This is a genomic window from Streptomyces sp. NPDC004031 (genome assembly GCF_053604375.1).
The window spans coordinates 89,831-114,920 of sequence record NZ_JBSGHL010000020.1; the positions used below are offsets into that span (position 1 = coordinate 89,831).

17 protein-coding genes are annotated in these 25,090 nt (G+C 75.1%); 13 read left to right on the forward strand and 4 right to left on the reverse strand.

Translation table 11 applies throughout. The features are described 5' to 3' along the window. Positions 1–210 precede the first annotated feature (210 nt). Together ACWERV_RS15565 and ACWERV_RS15570 are read left to right on the forward strand one after the other, a co-directional pair. Positions 211–3,564: a tetratricopeptide repeat protein gene (locus ACWERV_RS15565; RefSeq protein WP_452933097.1), complete on the forward strand. Its 3,354-nt coding sequence runs from the start codon at positions 211–213 to the stop codon at positions 3,562–3,564. A gap of 937 nt (positions 3,565–4,501) precedes the next feature. Beyond that, a complete protein-coding gene (locus ACWERV_RS15570; RefSeq protein ID WP_452933099.1) occupies positions 4,502–5,743 on the forward strand; it encodes a hypothetical protein in 1,242 nt (413 codons plus the stop codon). Between the two features lie 53 nt (positions 5,744–5,796). Here the strand turns inward: ACWERV_RS15570 and ACWERV_RS15575 are convergent, their stop codons facing one another. Next, positions 5,797–7,263, reverse strand: a complete 1,467-nt coding sequence (locus tag ACWERV_RS15575) for an MFS transporter (RefSeq protein WP_452933101.1) — start codon at positions 7,261–7,263, stop codon at positions 5,797–5,799. A gap of 215 nt (positions 7,264–7,478) precedes the next feature. Here ACWERV_RS15575 and ACWERV_RS15580 point away from each other — a divergent pair, with 215 nt between their 5' ends. The 4 genes from ACWERV_RS15580 to ACWERV_RS15595 all read left to right on the forward strand — a co-directional run bounded on the left by ACWERV_RS15580 (position 7,479) and on the right by ACWERV_RS15595 (position 10,697). Beyond that, positions 7,479–8,168, forward strand: coding sequence for a TetR/AcrR family transcriptional regulator (locus ACWERV_RS15580; protein WP_452933103.1), 690 nt, complete (start codon positions 7,479–7,481; stop codon positions 8,166–8,168). 208 nt (positions 8,169–8,376) lie between these two features. Continuing rightward, positions 8,377–8,841 carry an XRE family transcriptional regulator gene (locus tag ACWERV_RS15585; protein WP_452933105.1) on the forward strand — a complete coding sequence of 155 codons (465 nt, stop codon included), beginning with the start codon at positions 8,377–8,379 and terminating at the stop codon, positions 8,839–8,841. A gap of 108 nt (positions 8,842–8,949) precedes the next feature. Then, positions 8,950–9,513: a ParH-like protein gene (locus tag ACWERV_RS15590; RefSeq protein ID WP_452933107.1), complete on the forward strand. Its 564-nt coding sequence runs from the start codon at positions 8,950–8,952 to the stop codon at positions 9,511–9,513. After that, entirely contained in the window at positions 9,510–10,697 is a 1,188-nt protein-coding gene (locus ACWERV_RS15595) for an MAB_1171c family putative transporter (protein ID WP_452933109.1), read from the forward strand. The genes ACWERV_RS15590 and ACWERV_RS15595 overlap by 4 nt, the downstream gene beginning before the upstream one ends. Positions 10,698–11,088: 391 nt before the next feature. Here the strand turns inward: ACWERV_RS15595 and ACWERV_RS15600 are convergent, their stop codons facing one another. Further along, a complete protein-coding gene (locus tag ACWERV_RS15600) occupies positions 11,089–14,148 on the reverse strand; it encodes a helix-turn-helix transcriptional regulator (protein WP_452933110.1) in 3,060 nt (1,019 codons plus the stop codon). 615 nt (positions 14,149–14,763) lie between these two features. Here ACWERV_RS15600 and ACWERV_RS15605 point away from each other — a divergent pair. The 7 genes from ACWERV_RS15605 (at position 14,764) to ACWERV_RS15635 (ending at position 20,088) form a co-directional block, all read left to right on the forward strand. Beyond that, positions 14,764–14,874 carry a class III lanthipeptide gene (locus tag ACWERV_RS15605; RefSeq protein WP_398182572.1) on the forward strand — a complete coding sequence of 37 codons (111 nt, stop codon included), beginning with the start codon at positions 14,764–14,766 and terminating at the stop codon, positions 14,872–14,874. 95 nt (positions 14,875–14,969) lie between these two features. Further along, positions 14,970–15,092 carry a class III lanthipeptide gene (locus ACWERV_RS15610; protein WP_398182575.1) on the forward strand — a complete coding sequence of 41 codons (123 nt, stop codon included), beginning with the start codon at positions 14,970–14,972 and terminating at the stop codon, positions 15,090–15,092. 32 nt (positions 15,093–15,124) lie between these two features. Next, complete coding sequence (locus ACWERV_RS15615; protein WP_452933112.1) at positions 15,125–15,244, forward strand: class III lanthipeptide; 120 nt, start codon at positions 15,125–15,127, stop codon at positions 15,242–15,244. A 97-nt stretch (positions 15,245–15,341) separates the two neighbouring features. Continuing rightward, entirely contained in the window at positions 15,342–15,461 is a 120-nt protein-coding gene (locus ACWERV_RS15620) for a class III lanthipeptide (protein ID WP_398182581.1), read from the forward strand. 57 nt (positions 15,462–15,518) lie between these two features. Next, the gene (locus ACWERV_RS15625) at positions 15,519–15,641 is read left to right on the forward strand and encodes a class III lanthipeptide (RefSeq protein WP_452933114.1); all 123 of its coding nucleotides are present in this window, start codon (positions 15,519–15,521) and stop codon (positions 15,639–15,641) included. A gap of 152 nt (positions 15,642–15,793) precedes the next feature. Next, positions 15,794–18,532 (forward strand): class III lanthionine synthetase LanKC, encoded by a 2,739-nt coding sequence (lanKC, locus tag ACWERV_RS15630; RefSeq protein WP_452933116.1) that lies wholly within the window; start codon positions 15,794–15,796, stop codon positions 18,530–18,532. After that, positions 18,529–20,088, forward strand: coding sequence for an ATP-binding cassette domain-containing protein (locus ACWERV_RS15635; RefSeq protein ID WP_452933118.1), 1,560 nt, complete (start codon positions 18,529–18,531; stop codon positions 20,086–20,088). Before lanKC ends, ACWERV_RS15635 begins: the two co-directional genes overlap by 4 nt. A 92-nt stretch (positions 20,089–20,180) precedes the next feature. Here the strand turns inward: ACWERV_RS15635 and ACWERV_RS15640 are convergent, their stop codons facing one another. Next, a complete protein-coding gene (locus tag ACWERV_RS15640) occupies positions 20,181–24,038 on the reverse strand; it encodes an HD domain-containing protein (protein WP_452933121.1) in 3,858 nt (1,285 codons plus the stop codon). A 118-nt stretch (positions 24,039–24,156) separates the two neighbouring features. Then, positions 24,157–25,059, reverse strand: a complete 903-nt coding sequence (locus tag ACWERV_RS15645) for a LysR substrate-binding domain-containing protein (protein WP_452933122.1) — start codon at positions 25,057–25,059, stop codon at positions 24,157–24,159. Positions 25,060–25,090 lie beyond the last annotated feature (31 nt).

The following is a 25,090-nucleotide window of genomic DNA, read 5'->3' on the forward strand; positions in this document are numbered from 1 at the left end:
CAGCCGTGGGCATTCGGGGCTTCGGCCCGTGCGCGGGAGTGTGTGTGGGGCCCGTGTCGTCGGGCCCGTCGGGGGGATGATTCGCGTGGTGATCACCGCAAGTCTGCGGTGTGCCGCTGTCCCTCGGCTGACGGGTCGCTGCCGGTAGGGGGCCGGTACCCTGGTCTGTCGCCCGACGGCGAGGAAGGCGCGGGGGAGGGGGGAGGGGAGATGGCGGACGAGCCGGTGGTGTCGTTCGGTGTGCAGGTGCGCGGGTACCGGCGGCGGGCCGGGCTCAGTCAGCGGGAGCTGGCCGAGCGGGCGGGGCTCGGCGTGACCACGGTGCGGGACCTGGAGCAGGGCCGTACCCGGCAGCCCCAGCCGCCCTCGGTGCGGGCGTTGGCCGCGGCGCTCGGGCTCGACGGGCCGGAGGCGGCCGCGCTGCGCCGTGCGGCCGTGCCGGAGGAGCCGGTGCGGGAGGACGCGGCGGCCGCCGGGCAGCGGGGCGGGGTGCGGGTCGGCCTGCTCGGGCCGCTGGCGCTGTGGCGCGGACCGGCGGAGGTCGCGCTGGGACGGGGCGGGCGTCGTCTGGTCCTGGCCCGGCTGGCGTTGAGCGCCAACGCCACGGTGCCGGTGCACGAACTCGTCGATCTGCTGTGGGGTGACGACCCGCCCGCCGACAGCCACCAGCTCCTCCAGACCTATGTGTCGCGGTTGCGCGCGGCCCTCGACCCGCCCGGGTCGGAGCGGTCGACCGGCGTCGTGGTGCGGCTGGCGCCCGGGGGCTACCAGGTGGCGCTGTCCGAGCAGCAGCTGGACGTGGCCGAGTTCCGCGGGCTGGTCGGTGCGGCGCGGCGGGCCGACGCGGGGGACGCGCTGGTGCTGCTGGAGCGGGCGCTCGGGCTGTGGCGGGGCGTTCCGCTGGCCGATGTGCCGGAGATGTGCGCGCACCCGCTGGCCGTCGCGCTGGCGGACGAGCAGGTGGCGGTCGCGCTGCGGTACGCCGATCTCGCGGCGCGGTCGGGCGGGTACGGGCGCGCGCTGCCCCGGCTGCGGGCGCTGGCCGCGGCCCATCCGCTGCACGAGCCGCTGCACGCCCGGCTGATCACGGCGCTGGCCGGTGCGGGGCTGCAGGCCGACGCGCTGACGGCGTACGACAGCATCCGGCGGCGGCTGGCCGACGACCTCGGCATCGATCCCGGCGCGGAACTGGCGGCGGCGCACGGGAAGGTGCTGCGGCAGGAGATCACCGCCGTCGGCGCCCACCCGGCCGACGGCCGCGCGGAGCCGGAGCCGGAGCCGCCGGGCCCGTCACCGTATCCCGCTCCCCGGCAACTGCCCGCCCCGCCGAGGCTGTTGACGGGCCGGATGGGGGAGCTGGCCGACCTGGGGAATCTGCACGACGCGTCCGCGGTGGTCATCACCGCGATCGACGGAATGGCGGGCGTGGGCAAGACCGCGCTGGCCGTACAGGCGGCGCACCGGATGGCCCACCGCTATCCGGACGGGCAGCTGTTCATCGACCTGCACGGCTACACCGACGGGGTGGCGCCGGTCGAGCCGGGGGAGGCGCTGGGCCGGATGCTGCGCTCGCTCGGGGTTCCGGGCGAGCGGATCCCGGCCGGTGCCGACCAGCGGGCCGGGCTCTACCGCAGCCTGCTGGCCGACCAGCGTGTGCTGGTGGTGCTGGACAACGCCGCCACCGAGTCCCAGGTGACACCGCTGCTGCCCGGCGCGTCCGGCTGCCTGGTGCTGATCACCAGCCGCCGCCGGCTGTCCGGTCTCGACCACGCGCAGACCCTGTCGCTGGACGTGCTGCCGCCCTCCGACGCCGTCGCGCTGCTGCACCAGGCCGCCGGTGAGCACCGGCTGACCGGCCAACGACCCGATCTGATCGACGAGTTGGCCGAGCTCTGCGGCCGGCTGCCGCTGGCGATCTGGATCGCCGCCGCCCGCCTGCGGTCGCACCCCACGTGGGATCTGGAGCACCTGGTGGCGCGGCTGCGCGACCGGCGGCACCGGCTCGGCGAGCTGACGGCCGGGCAGCGGAGCGTCACCGCCACCCTCGACCTGTCCTACCAGGACCTCAGCACGGACCTGCGGCGCACCTACCGGCGGCTGGGCCTGCACCTCGGCCCGGACGTCGACCGGTACGCGGCGGCCGCGCTGCTGGACGCCGGTGTGCGGGAGACCGGCCGGATGCTGGAGCAACTGCTGGAGGCGCATCTGCTCCAGGAGCCCGTCCCGGGCCGCTACCGCTTCCACGACCTGACCCGCGCGCACGCGGTCCGCACCGCGACCGAGGACGAGACCGCGGCCGACGCGCGCGCGGCGCTGGACAGGCTGCTCGACTACTACCGGCACACCGCGGCGACGGCGATGGACGCCGCCCATCCGTACGAGCGCGGACGGCGTCCGCAGGTCCCCGCGGCGCACACCCCCTGCCCCGTCCTGCCCGACCAGGCGGCGGCACTGCGCTGGCTGGACGACGAATGGCACATCCTGCTGGCCGCCGCGCGGTACGCGGTCGAGCACGACCGGCCGGAATACCTGCTGCACCTGGCCACCATCGTGTCCCAGCACCTCTACACCCGCGACCGGTTCCACGACGCCGAGACACTCCACGAGCAGGCGTTGGCCACCGCCCGCGCCACCGGCCACCGCGCGGCCGAACTGGGCGCTCTCGCGGGCCTCGGCCAGATCCACTGGAAGCTGGGCCGCTACGACCGGTCCACCGAACGCCACCAGCAGGCCCTGCGGCTGGCCCGCGTCACCGGCGACCGGAGCAGCGAGCCGAACGCGCTGGTCGGCCTCGGTCTCGTCCACCTCGCGAAGGGCCGTTACGACCGGGCCACGGACCACTACGAACAGGCCCTGGGACTCGCCCGCGAGACCGGCAACCGCACCGCCGAACTGGACGCGCTGGCTGGGCTCGGCCACATCCGACGGCTGCTGGGCCGGTACGACCGGTCCACCGACTGCTACGAGCAGGCCCTGCTGCTGGCCCGCTCCACCGCGCACATCGGCGGCGAGCTGAACGCACTGGTCGGCCTAGGCCACGTCGATCTCGCGCGGGGCCGGTACGACGAGGCCGCCGACCGCTACGAGCACGCTCTCGAACTCGCCCGCACCACCGGGCACATCAGCCACGAACTGATCTCGCTGGCCGGTCTCGGGCACATCCGCTGCAAGCAGGGCTGGTACGGGCAGGCCGCCGACCTCTACCAGAGGGTGTACGACATCGCCCACGAAAGCGGCGCCCGCAACTGGCAGTTCGAGGCGTGGCAGGGCCTGGGGCGGCTCCAGCACGCCACCGGTCACCCGGACGTCGCCCGCGCCCACCACGAGCGGGCCCTCGCGCTCGCCACCGAACTGGACCACCCCGAGGACCAGGCCCGCGCCCACGACGGCCTCGCCCACGCCCACCGGGCCCTGCACGAGCACGACCAGGCCCGTACCCACTGGCGGCGCGCGCTGGACATCCTGACCCGCATCGGCGTCGACCGGACCGACGGCGAGACCACCCCCGCCTCCATCCGCGCCCACCTGGCCGACTGCGACGCCGCGTCGGGCGGTCGCCCGTAGCCGCGGGCGGGGGCCGGACCCGGCCCGCCCACGCCGGTCACCAGCTGTCGCCGCCCCCTCCGCCGAAGCGGTCGCCAGACGTGCCGCCGCGGGAGCCGCGGGAGGAGCCGCGCCGGGCGCCCGGGACGGTCCAGCGGCCGTCACCCGCGCGCCGCGGCCCGCGAGGAACGCGTACGTGACGAGGTCCGGGGGCGTACGGAAGCGGTCGGACGCGCGGTCCAGCGCGCGCCACGCCCAGCGGCCGAGGCCCACGGTGAGGACCGGCGCCACGGCCGTCAGGAGCAGCAGGCCGAGCCCGTCCACCTGCCACCACCCGGGCGCGGGCACGTAGCGCGGCGCCGGGACGGTGACCGCGCCGTGCGGGAGCGCGATGTGCACGGTCATGCCCTGGTGGGCGGCGAGCGCGGCGGTGAACGTCACGGAGGAAGTCGGACCGGTCGCGTTCGCGGTCCGCCGGCACGGGGCGCCGCCGGTGGTGCAGTCGGCGGAGGCCGGGGCGGTCGGTGCGGTGACGGTGACGGTGGCCTCGGCGGTGGGGACGGACCAGCCGGTGCCGAAGTCGTACGTGATGGCCTCGTGGACGTGGAGCAGGCCGTCGCGCCGGACGGTCAGCACCACGTGGTTGCCGCGCACCTGCTCGGCCGGGGGCGCGGTCGGGGCCGCCTGCGCCACGGGCCGGGCGAGGGCGAGGAGTACGAGGGCGAGCAGCGCGCCGGCCGCGCCGTCTCCCGAGGGGGACGTGACGGGCGCCGGGCGCGGTTCCGGCCCGGCCTCCCACGGCGCGATTGTTGCCCGTACATGAAATCTGCCGCTGCAACGTTGTCCGCGCCGGTGCCGGGAGAGACGATCGCAGGGCCCTGGCCTGCGATTTCCGGCGGCCTCCGATGGTCCGTCGGCGGCCCGGGGCGATCGGACGACCCCTCACGGAGCGGTGGACATGACCTCGGACAAGGCGGAGCACGGCGGGCGTACGACACGGAGGGCGGTGCTCGTCGGCGGCGCCGCCGTCGCCGGGGCGACCGTGCTCGGGACCGCACCGGCGCGGGCGCAGGGCGGCGGGCTCGGGGGCTCGCTGTACTCGGTGGTCGAGGGGTACAGCCGCTGGGTGCACCGGACCGGGACACCGGACCAGTCGGCCGCACTGGTGTGGCTGGAGCGGCGGCTGCGGGCCCTCGGGGCCGTCACCGGGCGGTGGGAGTACAGCTACCCGCACTACACGTGGAAGGCCGAGGTCCGCGTCGGGCGCGAGCGGGTGCCGGCGCTGCCGCTGTACTACGAGGGCACCGGCCGGGTGCGCGGCCGCGCCGACTTCGTACGGCCGGTGACGACGAGCAAGGACGGCAGCGACCCGGCGGTGCTCGCCGCGCTCGCCGAGGCCGCGCGGGGCGGGGCCACGGTCGCGGTGCTGCCGACCACGAGCACCACCGCCACCTACGCGCCCTACGACGGGCTGGTCGGCTACAACAGCGACCCCGACGCGCCGAAGACCGGCATCCCCACGCTGCTCGTCCCCGGCGACACGGCCGACCGCGTCTCGCGGTACGGCGCCGACGTCGACTTCTCGGCGCGGACCGTGCGCGCCCGGACGTACTGCCTGACCGGCTGGTTCGGCACCCGCCGCCCGGTCAAGGACCCGATCGTCGTCACCACCCCGCTGACGGGCTGGTTCACCTGCGCCGCCGAACGCGGGACGGGAGTCGCGCTCGCACTGGCCCTGGCCGCCGAACTCTCCCGCGAGCACCCGGTGTTCTTCCTCGGCAACACCGGCCACGAGCTGAACAACTACGGTGCCCGCGCCTACCTGGCCCAGGAGTTCGACCTCGCGCCGCGCGCCGTCTTCCACCTGGGTTCGGCGCTCGCGGCGGCGGCGAAGGGCCCCGACGGGCGCTTCGCGCTGGCGCCCCGCGGCGCCGCGAGCAACCCGGCCTTCGACGCGGTGCCCGGCCTCGCCGCCGACCTGGCCGCTGCCCGCTTCAACCAGGCCGCCAAGTTCCCCGGCGAGGGCGCGGTGTGGAACGCGGCCCTGGGTCCTGCCGTACCGCTGCTGTCCGTCGCGGGGAACTTCCGGCAGTTCCACACGCCCGACGACGTCCCGTGGGTGACGACCTCCCCGGACGTCCTGGCGCAGGCGTACACCGCGCTGCGCGCCGCGGCGGGCGACCTGCTCGCCGCGACCTGACACGCCGGTGCGGGCCCGCCACGGGGGGCGGGCCCGCACCGGGCAGCGGGCGGTCAGTGCTTCCCGCCGCGCCGGGAGCGGAGGAAGAGGACGGGGATCGCCGCCGTCAGCAGGACGAGGGCGGTGTTGGCCGCGACGGCCACCGTCACCCCGTGGTGGAGGGCGGCGGGGCCGGCCACGGCGGGGGTGGTGGCGGTGACGACGGTGGACATCAGCGGGGTGCCGAGGGTGATGCCGACCTGCTGGCTCATCGACGCCAGGCCCGTCGCCAGGCCCTGGGCTGAGTCGGGGAGGCCGGAGGTGGCGGTGAGCATGAAGGCGACGATGACCAGCATGTTGCCGACGCCGCCGAAGAAGGTCGCCGGGAGCAGCAGGGCCAGCGCCGGGCCCGTCGTACCGCCGAGCAGCAGCAGGGACGCGGTGAAGACGGCCTGGACGAGGGCGCCCACGGTCACGGCGGTCACCGTCGAGGTCGCCGCGACGACCCGCGGGGCGAGCAGCCCGCCGACGACCGTGCCGAGGCCCAGCACACCGAAGGACGCGCCCGCGGCGAGCGGGGAGAAGCCCAGGGTCTTCTGCAGGTAGAGGGTCAGCAGGTAGACCAGCGACGTCTCGGTGACGAAGGCCAGCAGGCCGATCACGTTGCCCCACGCCACCGACCGCAGCCGCAGCACCGCCAGCGGCACCAGCGGCTCCGCGACCCGCCGCTCCACCAGCACGAACGCCGCCAGCAGCAGCGCGCCCACGGCGAAGGCGACGAGCGCGGGGGCCGACGTCCAGCCGTGCGCGCCCGCGTGGGTCAGGGCGTAGACGAGGGAGAGCAGCGCGCCGGTGACCGTCAGGGCGCCGGGAAGGTCGAGCCGGGGGCGTACCGCCGGGCGGGACTCGCTGATCACGGCCGGGGCGACCGCGACGACCGCGAGCGCGACGGGCACGTTGACGAAGAAGGCCCAGCGCCACGAGAGCAGGTCGGTCAGGACCCCGCCGAGGATCGCGCCCGCGGTGAAACCGGCCGACATCAGCGCCCCGTTGACGCCCAGCGCCTTGCGCCGCAGCGGGCCCTCGGGGAAGGACGTGGTCAGCAGCGCCAGGCCCGCCGGGGTCGCGGCGGCCGTCGCCAGGCCCTGCGCGACGCGCGCCGCCAGCAGCACCGCGGGCGAGGTCGCGAGTCCGCCGGCCAGCGAGGCGAGGCCCAGCAGCGCGACGGAGCCGACGAAGATCCGCTTGCGGCCCACGAGGTCGCCGATGCGCCCGAAGAAGAGGGTGAAACCGGCGGCGGCGAGCGCGAACGCGGTCGCGATCCACTGGAGGTCCGGCAGCGCGAAGCCGAGGCCCTCGCCGATGTCGGGCAGCGCGACGTTGAGGATCGAGAAGTCGACGGCGAGCGTGAACTGCGCGGTCAGCAGCACCGCGAGGACGAGCTTGAGCCGCCGGGTGAGGCGGTCGGGCGGCGGACCGGAGGGCTCGGCGGCCCGTGGGGAGGGGGTGGCCGGGGCGGCGGGGGTGGTGGGAGCGGACATCGCGGGGAGTCCCTTCGCGGGGCGGGGTGAACGCGGGCCGGGGCGTGCGGGGGTACGCCGGTGTACCGCCCGGAAGCGCTTAACGGGTCTGTCGTTCCGTTACGTCTCAGACGGTAGCACCGGGCGGCCCGTAAGGGAACTCCAGTTCCGATACGCTGGAGGTAGCCGCCCTGACCCGCAGACGGGCGGCCGCACACCGTACGAAGGAGGGCTCCATGTCCGGCACCCCCGACACCGGCACCCCCGCCGCGGACCCGGGCACGTCACCCGGGACGGAGCAGGGCCCCGACCCCGCCGATCCCGCTGACCCCGCCGCGCCCGGCACGCTGCGGCCCGGCGGCCGTACCGCCCGGGTCCGTACCGCCGTGCTGCGCGCCGCGGGGGACGTCCTCGCCGCGGGCGGCTTCGAGGCGCTCGACCTCGGCGAGGTCGCCCGCCGCGCCGAGGTCGGCAAGACGACCGTCTACCGGCGCTGGGGCACCCCCGGCGCCCTCGCCGCCGACCTGCTCGGCGACATGGCCGAGCAGTCCTCGCCGCGCAGCGACACCGGCACCCTGGAGGGCGACCTGCTCGCCAACGCCCGGCTCGTCGTCAGCACGCTCGCCGACCCGCGCCAGGGCCCCCTCTTCCGCGCCCTCATCGCCGCCTCGCTCTGCAACGAGCAGGCCGCCGACGCGCTGCACCGCTTCTACGCCGTGCGCATCGAGGAATGGGCCGGGTGCGTGCGCGACGCCGCCGGGCGCGGCGAGGTGCCGGACGGCACCGACCCGCACGCCGTCGTCGCCGCGGTGTCCGCGCCGCTCTACTACGCCCTGCTCAACTCCGGTCGCGCGCCCACGGACAGCGACGCCGGGCACGCCGCCCGCGCCGCCGCGACCGCCGCCCGTGCCGGGGTGTGGGCCTGAGGCCGGAGCGGCGCCCGGGGCACGCCGGCAGGCCCGTGACGGGTGCGGCCGGAGGTACCGGGAGCGGCGTCTTCACCATTCCGCCACCAGGTCCGGCGGGGGGCGGCGGCTAGTATGACCCGCGCCGCGGGGCGGGGCACATGTGGCGTGCGCACATCTGGCTGTCGCGGGGCGCAAGGCGCAACCTGGTGTCGACGAAAGGTGCGACATGGCCGAATCGGACCCGGCGGTACCCGAGCCGCAGTCGCAGACACCTCCGCGGACCCTCGCCGCGAAGATCGACGCCCTCTTCCGCGCCGTCCGCCGCCCCAACCGCGAGCAGTACAGCCACGAGGAGGTCGCCAAGGCCTGCCGCGAGGCCACCGGCGAGAGCTTCTCGGCCACCTACCTGTGGCAGCTGCGCACCGGACGCCGGGACAACCCGACCAAGCGTCATCTGGAGGTCCTGGCGCAGTTCTTCCAGGTTCCGGTTGCCTATTTTTTCGACGACGCCCAAGGCGCCGCCATCGCCAAGGAGTTGGAGCTGCTGACAGCCCTGCGGGACGCCGGTGTGCGCAACATCGCGCTGCGGGCGGTCAACCTCTCGCCCGAAGCGGTGGGTACGATCAGTGACATTATCGACGTACTCGCCCGTCGGGAGCAGGGGAGCGATCCGCCGAGCACTCCGGGCTGACCCGCCCGGGACGGCCCGGGGACAAACGGGGAGAATCGGGAAGTGGGGTGCCTCCAGGTGGCGCGTGACCGGAGCCAGCGGAGCTTATGGCAGCGGTGCCGGCGCCTCGTGGCGGCCCTGAGGCTGCCCGATCCGTTCGACATCGCGGACTTCGTCGACACCCTCGCCGACTGCCGTGGACGCCCCATCGCCCTCGTCCCCGTCACCGGCCGCCCCAACCTCCCCTGCGGGCTGCTGCTCACCACCGCGGACGCCGACTACATCCTCTACGCCGCCGACACCTCGCCGCTGCACCAGCAGCACATCCTGCTGCACGAGGCCGCCCACCTGCTGTGCGGCCACCAGGACGACAGTGCGGGCGCCACCCTGGACGCCGCCGCCCGCACCCTCATGCCGGGCCTGTCACCCGCGCTCGTCGAACGCGTCCTCGGCCGCACGATCTACACCGAACCGCAGGAACGCGAGGCCGAGATCGTCGCCTCGCTCATCCTCTCCCGGGTCTCGCACTGGTCCCCGCCGCCCTTCGCCGCGCGGGCCCGCAGCCTGGAGGCGCTCTTCGACCGCCGCGAACGGCCCGGGGATCCGCCCGCACCCGGCGCCGGCGGCGCGCCCCGGGGTACCGGTGACGCGTCGCCGGGCACCGGCAACCCGCCGCGGGACGGCGGCAGATGACCGCCGTCACCGACATCACCGCGTACGCCGCCGCCGCCGTCTTCCTGGTCTTCGCCGTCTACCGCTTCTCCGCGGCCGGCGGGGACGCGACCCAGCGCTACATCTACGCCTTCTCGCTGTGCGTCGGCAGCTCCCTCGCCCTCAACGCCCCCAGCAGCATCGACGTGCTGGGCCGGCTGCTCGCGGCGCGCGCACCCGTCGTCGCGCTCGTGCACGGGCTCAAGATGGGCGCGTTCACCTGCATCGCCCTCATCGCGCTCACGCTGCGCAACTCCACGGAGGACCGCGGGCCCGTCTACCGGCACATCGCCGCGGGCGTCGTCGTCCAGGCCGCCTCCGCGTGGATGTTCGCCGCGTCGTTCGTGACCGTCAGCCCGGACGCGGTGACCGTCGGGGACGGCCGCAGGCTGCTCTTCGCCGGATACGAGCTGCTGTTCGCCGTGTACGGCATCGGGTGCCTCGCGATGCTCGTCGGCGCGCTCACCGGGCACATCCGGCGCGAGGCCAACGGGGTGCTGCGCACCGGCCTGCTCCTCATGGCCCTCTCCGCCGCGATGGGCATCGTCTGGACCGGCTGGTCCGCGCACGACATCACGCAGGTGCTGCGCACCGGGCACCAGGGCGTCGGGGAGGACCTGCCCTCCACCTCGCTCTCGGTCGCCGTCGCCGTCCTCGCCGCGGGGGGTGCCTCCGCCACCCGCTGGCCCGTCCTGCTCGGGGGGCCGCTGCGGTGGTGGCGGGCGCAGCGCTCCTACCGTGCGCTGGAGCCGCTCTGGGCCGCGCTGTGCGCGGAGCTTCCGGAGATCGCTCTGGCGGGCTCGGGCCCGTCCGCCGCTTCCGCCTCCGGCGGTGCCGGTGCCGGGCGGCGGCGCAGGCCGCCTGTGCGGCGGGCGACGTTCGCGCTCTACCGCCGGGTGATCGAGATCCGGGACGGGCACCTTGCGTTGCGGCCGTACTTCGAGAGTGACGAGAACGCGGTGGCGTACGGGGCGGAGGACGGGGGGCCCGCGCGGGCCGCTGCGCGGGAGGCGGCCGCGATCGCCGCGGCGCTGGCGAACCGCCGGGCGGGGCGGCGGCCCGGTGCGGACGCGTCCCTCCCCACCTGGCCGGTGGCGGGCACGCTGGACGCGGAGACGGCATGGCTCCTGGAGGTCACCCACGCGTTCGTGGCTCCCCCGGGGTGAGGTGATCCCTCCGGGGCGGGAGGTGCCCCCACGCGCCCCTGGTGTTGCCCGGCGGGGCATCGCGCTTTCCCTCCGGGGGGTGGGGTCGGGGGCCGCCACGGGGCACCTCCTCGGAATGCGCCTTCGCCCTCCTATCGAGTTGGTGAGCCCCTCCCAGCGCATTCCTGCGGGGGCACCCCGCACCGTCCCCCTCCGGCCGGACTGGCGGCTGCCTGCCGGTGGGGGGTGATCAGTACGGGGCGAGAGCACCCGCTTTTCAGGGGCGCGTGGGGGTACCTCCCAGGCGAAGCTCTGGGGGAGAACGGAGCGACAAGCCACGACGGCGGGACGATCGCGAACACCACCGCAACAGGCACCCCGGGGCGTGGGCCCCGGTCGGGAGAGGGGCGGGTCAGAGGGGGAATTCCGCCGCGGAGGCGAAGGCCGCGCGGTCGGGGTGGCCGGTTTTGCGGAGGAGGCTCGCGACGTGTTTTTCGACGGTGCGCGGCGAGATGTGCAGCCGCCCCGCGATGTCCTTGTTGCCGATGCGCGCGGCGAGCAGGCGGGCGACCTCGAATTCGCGCACCGTCACCCCGTGGCGGCGCAGGGCCGCGGGGACGCCTTCGATGCCGGTGCGCCGCTGCCGCACCTGCGCGCCCATGCCGCGCAGCAGTCCGCGGCAGGCGGCGGCGACGGCGGGGATGCCGGTGGCGTGGAAGTGTTCCTCGGCGTCGCGGAGCCAGGTGACGGGGTCGCCCCAGCCGTCGTGGTGGGCGGCGGGGGCGACGAGGCGGAGGGCGAGGTGGCGGGCGGGCGGGTAGGGGGTGGCGGCGTCGAGGGCGGCGCGGGCGGCGGTGTCGGCTTCGGTGGTGCGGCCTTCGCGGCCGAGGAGGACGGCGTGGGCGAGGCCGGCGAAGGGGCGGTGCCAGCGGTCGCCGGTGGTGTCGGGCTGGGTGCAGTGCTGGAGGCCGACGCGTCCGGCGAGGGCGCCGAGGAGGAGGACGAGGCCGTGGCGGCCGATGTCGACGGCGGCGGGGTTCTCCGCGTCGTACGCGATGGCCTGGGCCAGTTCGCGTTCGGCGGTGTCGCGATCTTCTTCGAGCAGGGAGCAGTGGGCGCGGGCGAGGCCGTAGGACATGGCGCGGACGCCGGGGGCCTCGGCCATGAGGGGGGCGAGGCGGTCGAGCGCTTCGGTCATGGCGGCGCGGTGGCCCTGGTGGGCGTGCCGGACGGCGTCGGCGAGGTGCAGCAGGGGGAGGGCGCGGCCGAGGCGGTCGCGGGTGGCGGCGGGGAGCGCGGCGGTGATGCGGTCGCCCGCGGCGGTGAGGTCGCCGCGCCGGATCTCGTCGAGGGCGAGGGCGAATCCGGCCTCGTACGCGGGGGGCAGGACGCCGACGTGCAGGGCTTCGCGGCGTGCGGTCTCGACGGCGGCCCAGTCGCCGTGGTGGCGGGCGGCGTCGAGGGCGAGGGCGAGTTCGGCGGTGACGCGTTCGGCGGGGAGCCGGTGCTGGCGGGCCAGCGCGCACGCGGTGAGCAGGTGTCCGGTGGCGGCGGGGTCGCCCGCGTGGGCGGTGAGCCGGCCGAGCTGGACGAGGGCGCGGCATTCGGCCTCGGGCACCCCGGCGGTGCGGGCGGCTTCCAGGGCGCGGCGGGCGGCGTGTTCGGCGGTGCGCAGCCGGTCGGGTGCGAGGCGGTGGGGTTCGACGCGGGCGGCGGCGGCTTCGACGGCGGCGGCGTCGCGGGCGGCGGGGCTTTCGCCCAGCAGCCGCCGGGCGAGGTCGAGTTGGTGCAGGGCTTCGGCGGGGTGCCCGGCGAGGGCGGCCAGTTCGGCGAGGGCGGCGTAGAGGGCGGCCCGCCGTCCGGGCGGGACCTGGCCGTCCAGCGCGGTGATTCCGGCGGTGAGTTCGGGCAGCAGGTCGAAGCGGGCGGCGCATCCGGCGGCGTAGAGGAGCAGTTCGAGGACGGTGGCCCGTAAGGAGGTGGGTGTCCCGGCGCTCGTGGGGCGGTGTGCGGCGGCGAGCAGGGTGACGGCCCGTTCCACCGTGCCTTCGGCGAGGGCCCGGCGGCCGGCCTCGCAGGACAGCCGTGCGGCCTCGGTGGTGTCCCCGGCGTAGGCGCACAGCTCGGCGGCGCGGGCGCACCATTCGCCGGGCAGGCCCGGGTGCAGTTCGGCGAGGACGGCGGCGGCCTGCCGGGCGCAGCCGGTGCGTTCGGCGGGGGCGAGCGCGTCGCGTACGGCGCGGGCGGCGAGGGGGTGCCGGAAGGTGTACCAGTCCGGTTGCTCCGGATCGGGTTCCAGCAGGTAGGAGGAGGTCGCCGCGCGTAGCACGGCGGCGACGTCGTGGCCGCGCCGGTCGGCGGTGCGGCGCAGGACCGGCAGGGGGAAGCGGCGGCCGAACAGCGCGGCCAGGCCCAGGACTTCGCGGCCTCCGGCGGGCAGCCGGTCGATCCGGCGGGCCACGCTGCGGGCGACGGCGGGCGGTACCGCGCCGGTACATCGGCCACGGGCGGCGGGGGCGACGGCCTCGCGGGTCAGCTCCCGGATGAGGAAGGGGTTGCCGGAGCCCGCGGCCAGTACGCGGTCGAGCAGCGCGGCCTCCACCTCCGCGGGCGCGACGCCGGACTCCGCGGCGACCAGTTGCCGTACGTCCGGGGTGCGCAGCGGCGCGAGGTCGATGCCGACGGCGGTGCCGCGCTGGCAGGCGCGCGCGGCCAGGTCGGCGGCGGGCCCGGCGAGCAGTCCGGTGGTGAGGAGGACGGCGACGGGCTGGTCCGCGAGGTTGTCGAGGAGGTATTCGACGACGGCGAGGGTGCGCAGGTCGGCGTCGTGCAGGTCGTCCAGGACGACCAGGCATCCGCGCCGCCGCCCGGCCTCGGCGAGCACCCGTAGGAGCGCTTCCCCGACGAGCAACGGCCCGCCGGGACCGTCGAGTTCGACCGGTCCGGCGGCGTCGGGGGCCGTCCCCGGCGGGTCGGCCGCGTCCGGCCCGTTCGCCCCGTCCGGGCGGACCCTCGGCACCGCGCCCGGGACCGCGCCGGGGACCCCGCGCGGTCCCGCGCCCGGGACCGGGTCCCACTGCGGGCCGGGTTCCTCCGGTGGGCGGACGGGCACCCCGAGGGACGGCAGCAGCGCGGCCAGCACCCCGGCGTACGGGCCCAGGGCGGCCGGGCCGGGGAGGGGGGTGGTGCGGGTCAGGGAGAGCAGGGCCTCGATCAGCGGGCGGTAGGGGACCGCGGGGGAGACCGTGCTGACGCCGCCGCGGGCGGTGGCCAGGCCCGCGGCGGTCGCGGCGGCGAGGGCCTCGGCGGCGAGCCGGGTCTTCCCGGCGCCCGGTTCGCCCGTCACGGCGAGGGCGCCGCCCTGTCCGGCCCGCGCGGCCGCGAGGACGGCGGCGACGCGCTCCATCTCCGCTTGCCGGCCGACGAGTTCGGCGGACCGCAGCGCCGCGGTGTGCGGCGGTAACGGCCTCACGGGCGGCCCATGACGCGGTGGCTGCTGCTGGCGTACGGCGTGTTCATCGGCTCTCCCGGGACGCGGCTGGCGCGGCGGGCAGTGCGTCCGCGCGGCGGGCGTGCGCTCGGGGCGGCGGGCAGGACTGCACGGCCGGCAGGCTGGCAGGACAGGCGGTACGGGCAGTACGGGCGGAGCAGGTGCGTCCCCCGCCGGCGCGGCCGTACGGCGGCGCGGGGCGGTGCGCGCCGCCCGGGGGCGGGTGGTGCGGCCGGACCGGTCACACGCGGCCGGGCCGGTCGTACGCGGCGTATCCGGGCGGGGCCGTGGCGGCTGCCGGCCCGCGCAGTTCATGAGCTGAGGTGAATGACGCGGGGGTCGTCATCCGCCTCAGCTCGCGCACCACCATGACGCATCGTGCCGGGAGCGTCAACCACGCCGGGTGCTCCGCGCGCCCTTTCGGCCGCCCTGCCCGACCCCCGAACTGGGGGATCGTGCAAGCGAATTATGGGGGCCGGCTACGGATGTGCGGGTGTTCGCGGGCGCGGTTGGCTGGATCCGCCGTTCGGCACATGCGCGTCCCACCATCCCGAGCGCGCCCCGCGCTCCCGACCCCACACCGGGGAGGTGACACGGATGAGCGTCCTCCGGCTGCAGAGCCTGGAGCCGACCGTGGCCAACAACGCGGTCGCCATCCTCAGCACCACCAGCAGCGGCAGCAACTGCTGCAAGAACCAGAACCGCTGAGCAGTCCCGCCCGGCCGCCGGCCGCGGTGTGTCCGCGGCGGTGGGGCCGCTCGGGAGACACCGGGAATCACCGGAAACCATAAGGAGACAACGCCATGAGCATCCTCAACCTGCAGAAGCTCGAGCCCGTCGCCGTCGAGAGCGCGGTCGCGATCCTCAGCACCACCAGCTCCGGCAGCGGCTGCTGCACCACCGCCCCGAAGAAGCCGTCCCTCTGACGGTTCTCCGGTCGGTACCGGAAGGCGGCCCCATGAGCATTCTCAAGCTCCAGGAGCTGCGGCCGGTCGGGCAGGAGAGCCTGCTGCCGGTCGTCAGCCACACGAGCAGCTGGCTGAACTGCTGCATCGACCCGCCGGACGACGACTCCTGAACCGCGGTCGTACGCACGGCGCGTGTCACCGCCGGGCGGGTGACCCCACCCGCCCGGCCACCCCGCCACCCATCCCTCGCACGGAAAGGACGACTCCATGAGCATCCTCAAGCTCCAGACGATGGCGCCCATCGCCACCGAGAGCGCGGTCGCGATCCTCAGCACGACCAGCTCCAGCAGCGACTGCTGCAAGTCGACCAAGCCCGTCGTCAGCTGACCTGCCGCTTCAGGCACCGGACAGCCCCGCACACGATCCGCGGAAGGAGTTGACCAGATGAGCATCCTCAACCTGCAGACGATGACGCCGATCGCCACCGAGAGCGCGGTCGCGATCATCAGCAGCACCAGCTCCAGCAGCGACTGCTGCAAGAAGCAGCAGAAGCCGCCGACCGCCTGACGGTCGCGCCGTGCGGGGGCGCGCCGCCCCCGCACGGCATCCGCGCGCCCGCGCCCGTACGCGCTCCGCGCGTACCCGCCGCACCCGACCCGCGCCCGCACCCGGACGCCGCCGCGCCGCGGCCGCCCGGACGACCACACCAAGAGGCAGACATGCGCGACGAACGATGGGTCAACCGCTTCCTCTTCGCCTGGAACGACACGCTGTTCTTCGACCCGCTCGACGTCTACTACGAGCCCCGCGAGGACAACTTCATCGCGTCGGTCGACCCCGAGGTGCGGGCCGGATTCCGGCGCAGCGGCATCTGGTGGATGTACCGCCACGACGAGCAGCTGCCGGCGCAGGGCTGGAAGATCCACGTGTCGGCGAGCCTGCGGTCGGTGCGCCGGGTGGCGGCGGACGTGATCGGCTATCTCGCCGGGCGCGGGATCGACTTCAAGGTCGCCCTGGACATGAACATCTTCGAGATGCTCAACTCCAAGGCCATGTCACGCGGCAGCGCGGGCAAGCTCATCACCGTCTACCCGGCCGACGAGGACGTCTTCCGCGGCTGCCTGGCCGATCTCGCGGAGCTGCTGGAGGGCGTGGAGGGCGCGTACATCCTCTCCGACATGCGCTACAAGGACAGCAGGGCGCTCTACTTCCGCTACGGCCAGTTCCTGTCCACGCACTCCGTGGACGTGATGGGGCGGCCGGTCCCGCACATCATCGGCCCGGACGGTCCCGTGCCCGACGAGCGGCAGATCGGCTATGCCCAACCGCCGTGGCAGCCCTGGCCGTTCACCGACTGGAAGGCGGGCGACTACGGCGCCGACGAGGAGGACGACGGGCTGCTCGGCGGGCGCTTCCGGGTCACCGAGGCCATCCAGTTCTCCAACACCGGCGGCGTCTACAAGGCCCAGGACACCGCGCGCGACGACCGGATCGTGGTCGTCAAGGAGGCCCGCCCGCACACCAACATCAACCCGCGGCGCGAGCACGACGCCCTCGACATCAGCGCCCGCGAGTGGACCTTCCTCACCCGGCTCGGCGACCTGGACTCCTTTCCGACCCCGATCACCACCTTCCGGCACTGGGAACACCACTTCATCGCCGAGGAGTTCATCGAGGGCAAGGACATCCGCTCGGTGCTGCTGGAGCGCAACCCGCTGGCCCGGCCCGGCCGTTCGACCGAGCGGTCCAGGGAGTTCCTGGGCATCTACCTGTCGGTCTTCCGCGGGCTCACCCGGGCGGTGCGCGACGCGCACAGCCGGCAGGTGATCCTGGGCGACCTCAGCGCCGCGAACCTGCTCGTCGACACCGACACCTTCACCGTCACCGTGATCGACATGGAGTCCTGCCGGCTGGCCGAGGCCGCCGAGGCGGAGGCCCATCTCGCCGAACCCGTCGAGCTGTTCACGCCCGGATTCAGCCACTCGCGGCGGCGCTTCAACGCCTCGCAGTACGCCGACGACCTCTACGGGCTCGCGACGACCATGGCGTACTTCATCTTCCCGATCGCCGCGATGTCCTTCCTGCGCGAGGACGTGCTCGGCCTCTACCGGCTCTTCACCGAGCGGCTGGGCTGGCCCGCGAGCATCCACGAGCTGCTCATGGGCATCGCCGACGGGCGGGTCACGCTCGACGAGGTGCTGGAATTCCTCGACCACGAGGACGAGTTGATCGCCTCCGTGGTGGACGCGCCGCCGCCGGTGCTGGACGAGAGCACGCTCGGCCTCGCCGCGACCGAGGCGGGCGTCGCGGCCTTCGTCACCGCCGTCGCCGACCAGGAGCGCGACACGCTCTTCCCCGTCGACCCGTTCGCCCACATCACCAACCCGCTCAGCCTCGGCGTCGGCGCGAGCGGCGTGCTGCGCGCGCTGAAGGCCTCCGGGATCCCCGTCCGCCCGGAGTGGACGCAGTGGCTGGAGCGGCAGATCGCCGCGATCGACATCACCGAATACGCCGACGGCCTCATGAACGGCCTGGCCGGCATCGCCTGGGCCGCCGACGAACTCGGCCTGCACGCCCCCGCCCGGCGGCTGCTCGCGACCGCCAACGAGCGCGGCCTCGCGGTCGACGACCACACCTTCTACTACGGCCTCGCCGGGCTCGGCATGACCAACCTGGCCTTCTACTTCGCCCACGGGGACGCCCGCGACCTGGAGGCCGCCCTCGCGTGCGCCCGGCGGCTCACCGACCTCGCCCACCACGAGGGCGAACACGCCTACTGGCTCAACGACTTCTCCCCGGACAAGCCCTTCACCGGCCTCGGCTTCGGACAGGCCGGCGTCGCCCTCTTCCTGCTGCGCATGACCCAGGCCACCGGCGACCCGCAGTACGCGGACCTCGGACGGCGCGCACTGGCCTGGGAGATGGCGCACACCGAGCCCCTGGAGGACGGGCTCGTGATGTTCCGCCACGAGGGCACGATGGAGCCGTACGTCGAGGTCGGCTCGGCGGGTGTGCTCCAGGTGCTGCTGCGCTACGGCTGGACCGACGACGCCCGCGAGATCGCCCGCGCCATCGACGCCTGCCAGTCCGTGCTGCCCGGCTACGCGTTCGGCCTGACCGGTGTCGCCGACGCGATGCTGGACGCCGCCGAGCGCACCGGCGACCCCGCCTACCGCCAACTCGCTCTGCGGCAGATCGACTTCGTCCGGCAGATCTTCGTCTTCGAACCCGCCGAGAAGTTCGGGCTGCCCCGCGAGGAGGGGGCGCCGCTGCTCGCGGTCGCCGGCGAGGGGCTGTTGCGCAGCTCGTGCGACTACCTGACGGGCGCCGCCGGGGTGCTGCGCGTCCTGCACCGCTTCACCCACGGCGGCGGCGTCGACTTCCTGCTCGACGAACTGGAGCCCCGGCAGGACACGGCGCAGGCCCCGCGGCAGACGGCGGGCGAGGTGGCACCGTGACCGAGCTGTGGCGCACGCTGGTCGGCCACCGTGCCCGCTTCGCGACGATCCTCGCCCTGGAGGCTCTGGTCAGCGGCGTCGAGGCGCTCGTGCACCCGCTGCTGCTCAAGGCACTCTTCGACCAGGCCATCCTCGCCGGGCACTTCGCGAAGTTCATCACGCTCGGCCTGTTCTACCTGCTGCTGGGCCTGACGCTGAACATCGGCGGCTACTGGATCTCCCGCTGGCGCAAACGCTGCGAGAACACCTTCGTGCTCCAGCTGGAGATGGAACTGCTGGACCGCACCCTCGACCAGGACGGGCGGCGGCTGTCCGAGGCCGGCAACGCCTCGTACGTCAGCCGTGTGCACAGCGACGTCAAGGACGGTGTGCTGCCCGCGATCGACGTGTGCGTGCGGATCGCCAAACAGGCCCTCGCCTCACTGGTGTTCATCGGGGTGCTGCTCTACCTGTCGTGGCAGGCCAGCCTCATCCTGCTGGTGATCGTGCCGCCGCTGGTGCTGGTCAGCAACCGCATCGCCAAGCGCATCGAGGACAACACCGACCCGGAGCGGGAGGGCGAGGCCCGCTACATCAACACCCTCACCCGCACCCTGGAGGCCTTCCACGCGCTGCGCGGCATGCGCACCCTGCGCCCCGGCACCCGCACCGCCAACCGCCGCGCGCTGGACGGCTACCTGGACATCACCTTCGTCAACTACCGCCTCACCCAGAAGCAGAACACGCTCAGCGACCTGGTGATGAACCTGTCCGACACCGCCTCGATGGTCGTCGGCGCGTACTTCGTCTTCGCCGGGCGCATGACCTTCGGTAGCTTCCTCGCCTTCGTCAACTCCCTGTGGCGCGCGGTCACCGGCATCTTCGACCTCATCAACATGATCCCGCAGGTCCGGCGCAACACCGCCGTCCTCAAACGCATCGACGCCCTGCGCTCGTCCGCCCCCGCGCCTTACCACGACGAGGGCCCCATGGTCCTCGTGCACGGCGCCCGCGTCCGCTACGGGCCCGGCAAGGGCGAGGAGAACGGGAGCGGGAGCGAGAGCGAGGGCACGACCGTCGCGATCGAGGACTTCGAGCTGCGGCCCGGCGAACACGTGCTGCTGCGCGGCCCCAACGGCTGCGGCAAGACCACCTTGCTGCACATCATCTCCGGCACCCTCGCCCCCGACTCCGGCGTCGTCACCCTGCCCCCGCGCGTCGCGAGCCTCACCGCGCCCGTCAACCTCCCGCCGCTGCCGGTGCGCGAGCTGGTCCCGGACCCGGAGCTGCGCGCGGCCCTGCAGCTCACCGCGCTCGCCGACCAGCTGCCCACCGACCTGTCGTCCGGCCAGCGGCAGCGCACCGGTGTGGCCACGCTGCTCGGCGAGGACGCCGACGTCTACCTCGTCGACGAGCCCTTCGCCAACCTCGACCGGGACGGCCGTGACCTCGTCCTCACCGCGATCGAGGCCCGCACGAACGGCCGCGGCCTGCTCGTCGTCCACCACGGCGACGACGACCTCGACACCCGCTTCGACCGCGTCGTCACCCTCTCCGCGGCCACCGCCCGCCCCTGACCGGGGGCCCCGCCGCCCCGCCCGCGCCGCGCACCCTCACCGTGCCCGGGGCACGCGGGCGAGGGCGGCGGCCCCGGTACCCCACGGGGCGCCTATTCGGCCCTGGGCACGCGGGCCAGTGCCGCGCGGATGAGGGCGGGGAGGTCGGGGACGTCCACCCCGAGGGCGTTCAGCCACGCGACGACCTGCGGGAGCGGGGCGCCGAGGGTGTGGCTGAGCTTGCTCAGCCGGTACAGGTAGCCGACGCCGGGCGGGTACTCGCCGCCGGCGTCCATCCGCACGGTCTCGTCCAGCAGCACCTTCGCCCGGCGCGCGTCGAGCCCGGGTGGCAGCTCGGTGGGGCCGCAGGCCAGGCCGTACGACGCCAGCCGCTCGGCCACGTCCGGTACCTCGACGTGCAGTTCCTGCGCGGCGGTGAGCATGCGGTGGAAGGCGACGGTGTCACCGGCCCGCACGGTGTCCCAGGCGATGCCGCACGAGGGGTCGAGCAGCTGCCGGTCCAGCAGGCCGGGTGCGGGTGGCGGCCGCAGCGGGACGGCGTACCCGAACCGCTCCAGCCGGGCCACGACGTCGGACAGCGGCATCTGCCGCACCGACGCGAAGCGCAGGACCGGCCCGTACGCCGCGGGTTCGGAGGGCGGCCCCAGCGGCACCTTTCCCCGCAGCAGCGCGAGGTCGTCCGGGCCCGCGTCCGCGGGGAGGGCGGGCGGCGGGGCGAGGCCGGCCCCGGTGAGGGCGTCCTGGGCGTCTGCGACCGTGACGCCGAGCGTGTCGGCGGCGGCCAGCAGATGCCCCGCCTCCAGCGGCGCGTCGTCGTCGAGCCAGGGGGCGACGCCGTCCAGGTTCCGGCTGAGCAGATGGGTGAGCAGCCTGTCGGGCCGCTCGGGCAGGCCTCTCGGGCGGGCGGTGAAACCGCTGCCGGCGAGCTGGGCGCAGACCTCGGAGACCGGCGTGTCCAGACGCCATGACGCGTAGGCGATGTGCCCGAGCGGCACGGGCCGCCGCCCTGCCCCGGTCGACCGGTCCGCGTACAGCGCGCGGTGGACGAAGACCTGCTGCGCCTGGCCGGTGGGCCGGTCCGGCATCCAGTCCACGGGGTGGTGCCCGAGCGCGCGCAGTTCGGCCGCGGCGTCCGCTTCGCTCGTGCCGCGTGCCCGCGCGTAGGAGGACAGATGCCCGGGGTGGACCGTCTGGCCTTCCGGCATCGCGCCGATCTTGGTGGCGCGTGCCAGGTCATCGGGGTCCCGGTGCAGCTCCGTGAGCCAGTCGCCGTAGCGCCAGCTCGCCTCACCGAAGCTCTTGAACGGATCCGTCAGCAGCTTGTGGTCGGACGGCAGCGCGGGAAGCACCGCCCGCACGTCGGCCAGTTCGGGGCAGTAGGCGGCGAGCGCGGCGAAGGCGGGCTGGGGGCGGTGGGCGAGCAGCCGCCACAGGAAGTGCGGGTCCGGCACCGGGCCCTGGACGGAGATGCGGCCGGTGTGCGGGCGTCGCTCCAGCTCCTCCGGCCGGGGAAGGCCGCTGACGTCGCTGAGCAGCCCGGTGTCGGACGGCAGGAAGCCGCCTGCCGCGAGGTCGAACGTCCATCCCCCGTGATCCAGCGTCCTGCCGTGCTCGGCCAGGCCGGTGGTGAGCAGGTCGGCCAGCGCGGGGTTCTCCCAGGCCACCGTGCACAGCCACGTGAAGGTGCCGGCGGGGAGTTCGCCCTCCGCCAGCGCCGAGACCGCCGACCGCAGCAGCGCCGCGGCCGGCTCGGAGATGCTCTCCAGCACCTCCGTGCGGTCGGCCGAGAGACGTTCGGGGGCGTAGGGCCCCGCCAGGTCCAGCACCACTCCCCGGACCTTCTCCATGGTGCCGGCCAGGACACCCGGGCGGCCGCCGGGATCGACCACCAGACCGTCGACGAGCAGCGCCCCGCCCTCACGGCACCACAGCACATGCGTGCCCGCGGGCGCGCCGGTCCACTCGGCCAGCACTTCGCGCGCGTTGAGAGCGGGCCCGCGGCTGCGGGTGAACTGCGTCACCGAGTGCCGGGCCCACAGGGCGCGCGTGTCCTGCAGCCGCCCCGGCTCCCAGCGCACCTCGCCCGCGGTGTCCCGGGCGGTCGTCGCGAACTCCGCGATGCCGAGCACGCGGACCAGCGCCACCACGCACGACCACCCGCTGCCTTGCGAGAACTCCCCCTCGCGCAGATACAGCCGCACCGCCGTGCCCGGCTCGCTGCCGCGTTCCGCGAGTTCCCTGATGCGGAAGAGGTGGCCCGGTCCGAAGATCGAGACCTCCAGGAGGGGGCCCAGCGCGCCGGTGCGGCTCATACGGCAGGTGGTCACGCGGATCTCGTCGGCGAGCATGAAGTAGCTCAGGACGCCGATGCCGAAGCGGCTGTTGGGGTGGAAGCCGATGCCGTGCTCGCGCCAGGCGGCGAACTCCTGCCGGAAGTCGGCCTGTTCGGGGAAGCGGGCGCCCGCGTTCGCGAAGACGCCGCGCAGTTCGGCCTCGCCCATGCCCACGCCGTTGTCGTGGCACTCGACGTATTCGCGGCCGTCCTCGTCGAGGCCCTGAGTGATCGTGATCGCGCCCTCGTACGGGTACGAGGCGGGGGTGGTCGCGTCGAGGTAGCGGCTGCGGGCGCGGCGGAAGCGGCAGGCGTCCAGGGCGTTCTGGTACAGCTCGCGGACGGCGAGCCCCGGGTCCTTGTAGAGCTGGACGCCCATGAGCAGGCTGCGGATGCGGCGCTCGTCGAGCCGGAAGCGGGCCCAGCCGCTGAACACGCCCCGGGCGGGGGCGAGTCCGTCCGCCGACAGGCGCGCGGGGAGCGCGGGCACGGGAAAGGTGACGCGCTCGCGGACGGTGCGGGCGACCGCGAGCAGCAGCTCGTCCGCACGCGTGACGTACGCGCGCAGGCCCTCGATGACGGCCTCGTGGTGGCAGGCGGCGCGGAAGACGGGCAGCGCGGCCGTGCCGCCCCACTCCGCGTCCGCGAGGGTCGCGCGCAGCTCGCCGAGGTCCACCGGGTGCGGGATGCCGAGGTGCTCGACGACGATCTCCGGCAGTGCGGTGGGCTCGGTGGCGGCCGTGTAGGCCAGCGCGAGCAGCAGGCACAGCCGTTGCTCGCGGACCTGCTGCGGCCCCGGGCCGCGGACCCGCTCGTCGGCCTGGAGGCGGCCGAGGTGGTCGGGGTTGCACACGTCGGGGCCGCGCCGCAGGCCGTGCACGAGCAGGCTGACGCGCTCGGGCGTGAGCGTGCCGCCGAGCACGGCCGCGGCCTCGCCGCCGGGAAGGGCCTCGGTGAGGAGGCGGCCGACCGCTTCGGGCGCCGCGAAGCGGCCGGAGTGCAGCAGCCAGCGGTGGAAGAGCCACCAGCCGATCCCGCCCTCGGCTGCCGGGCGCCGCTGCGCCCGCGCGACCAGTACGGCGTAGCCTTCGGCGAAGGCCTCGAACGACCTTCGCCGTGCGTCGGGTTCGGTGGCGCGGTGCAGCGACTGCGGTGCGACCGGGGCGAGTTCGGCGGCCAGGTCCAGGGCGTGCGCCTGGTAGAGGAAGGGCGCGAGCCCGAACAGCGCGGCCTCCACCGGGTAGAGGTCGAGCCCGCCGCCGCCCGCGGGCGGTTCGCCGAGCAGCCACTCCACGCGGGCGAGGAAGCGTACGGCCAGGTCCGGGTCGTACCACGGGTCGGGGCCGCGGGAGGCGCAGGCCCGGTCGCGTACGGCGGCCAGCCGGGCGGCGACGGCGGCGCTGTGCAGCCGGACCAGCCCGGCGGGGTCGCGCTCGGCGGCGACGTGCCCCCACACGGCGGAGTGGAAGACGGCGTGCGCCCAGTCCACGTCCGCCAGTTCGGCGGGCAGGAGGGCGCCCGAGGGGCCGCCGCCGTGGAAGTGCATCGAATCCGCCTGGTACACCGGGCCGTTGACGGTGCTGCCGCGCACCGTGTTGCGGGTGTCCCGCTGCTCCATCGCCCGTCCTCCCCACGCCCCCGGGCCCGTCCGGACAGCCCGTCAACGGCACCGTAGGACACCGCGCGCCCCGCCGGGCGGGGAACGCGCCGCCTCGTGCCGCCGCGGGGGCACCCGCCTACGCGGGGCGCGCCGCCCGGCACGCCGCCGCGTAGGCCCGGGTCAGGGGGGCCGTCGACGTGCGGGGCCAGGCCAGGGCGAAGCGGCTGGGGGTCAGGCCGTGGACGGGACGCGTGGTGACGCCGCCGAGGGTGATCAGCGGGGCGTTGCCCGCCGCGACCAGCACCACGCCGAGGCCCGCGACCAGCGCCTCGTACGTCTCCTCGGTGCTGGCGACCTCCGCGCCGATCCGCACGTTCCGGCCGTCCCGCTCGTCCGTGGCGAGCCAGTAGTCGCGCAGCGGGCCCGCGGCCTGCGGGATGGCGAGGAAGGGCTCGTCCAGCAGGTCCGCGAAGGCGACGGGGCCGGCGCCGGCCGCGAGGCGGTGGGTGTCGGGGAAGGCGACCAGCCGCGGTTCCTCGGCGACCACCAGGGTGTCGTAGCGGTGCTGGTCGGGCAGCGGCAGCCACACGTACGCAACGTCGCTGCTGCCGTCGGCGAGCCCGGCGGTGGGGTCCTGCCAGCCGACCTGGCGCAGCCGCAGTTCCGCCTCGGGGTGGGCGGCGGTGAAGCGCGAGCGGACCGCGGGCAGCAGGCCGCCGCGCCCGGGGCTGGTGCTCATGCCGACCACGAGGGTCGCCCGCTGCGCGGCCTTGGCCTCGTCCACGGCGGCCCGCGCGGCGTCCCACTGCTCCAACAGCCCCCGCGCGTACGGCAGCAGGGCCGCACCGACCGGGGTGAGGGCGACGCCCTGCCGGTCGCGGGCGAAGAGCTGCGCGCCCAACTGCCGCTCCAGCGCCCGTATCTGCTTGCTCAGCGCGGGCTGCGAGACGAACAGCCGCTCGGCGGCGCGGGTGAAGTGCAACTCGTCGGCGACCGCGGCGAAATACCGCAGGTCCCGTCCGTGAACGTCCATAACCATCGGCTATCACGAGGGGTCTTGGACGGGCAAG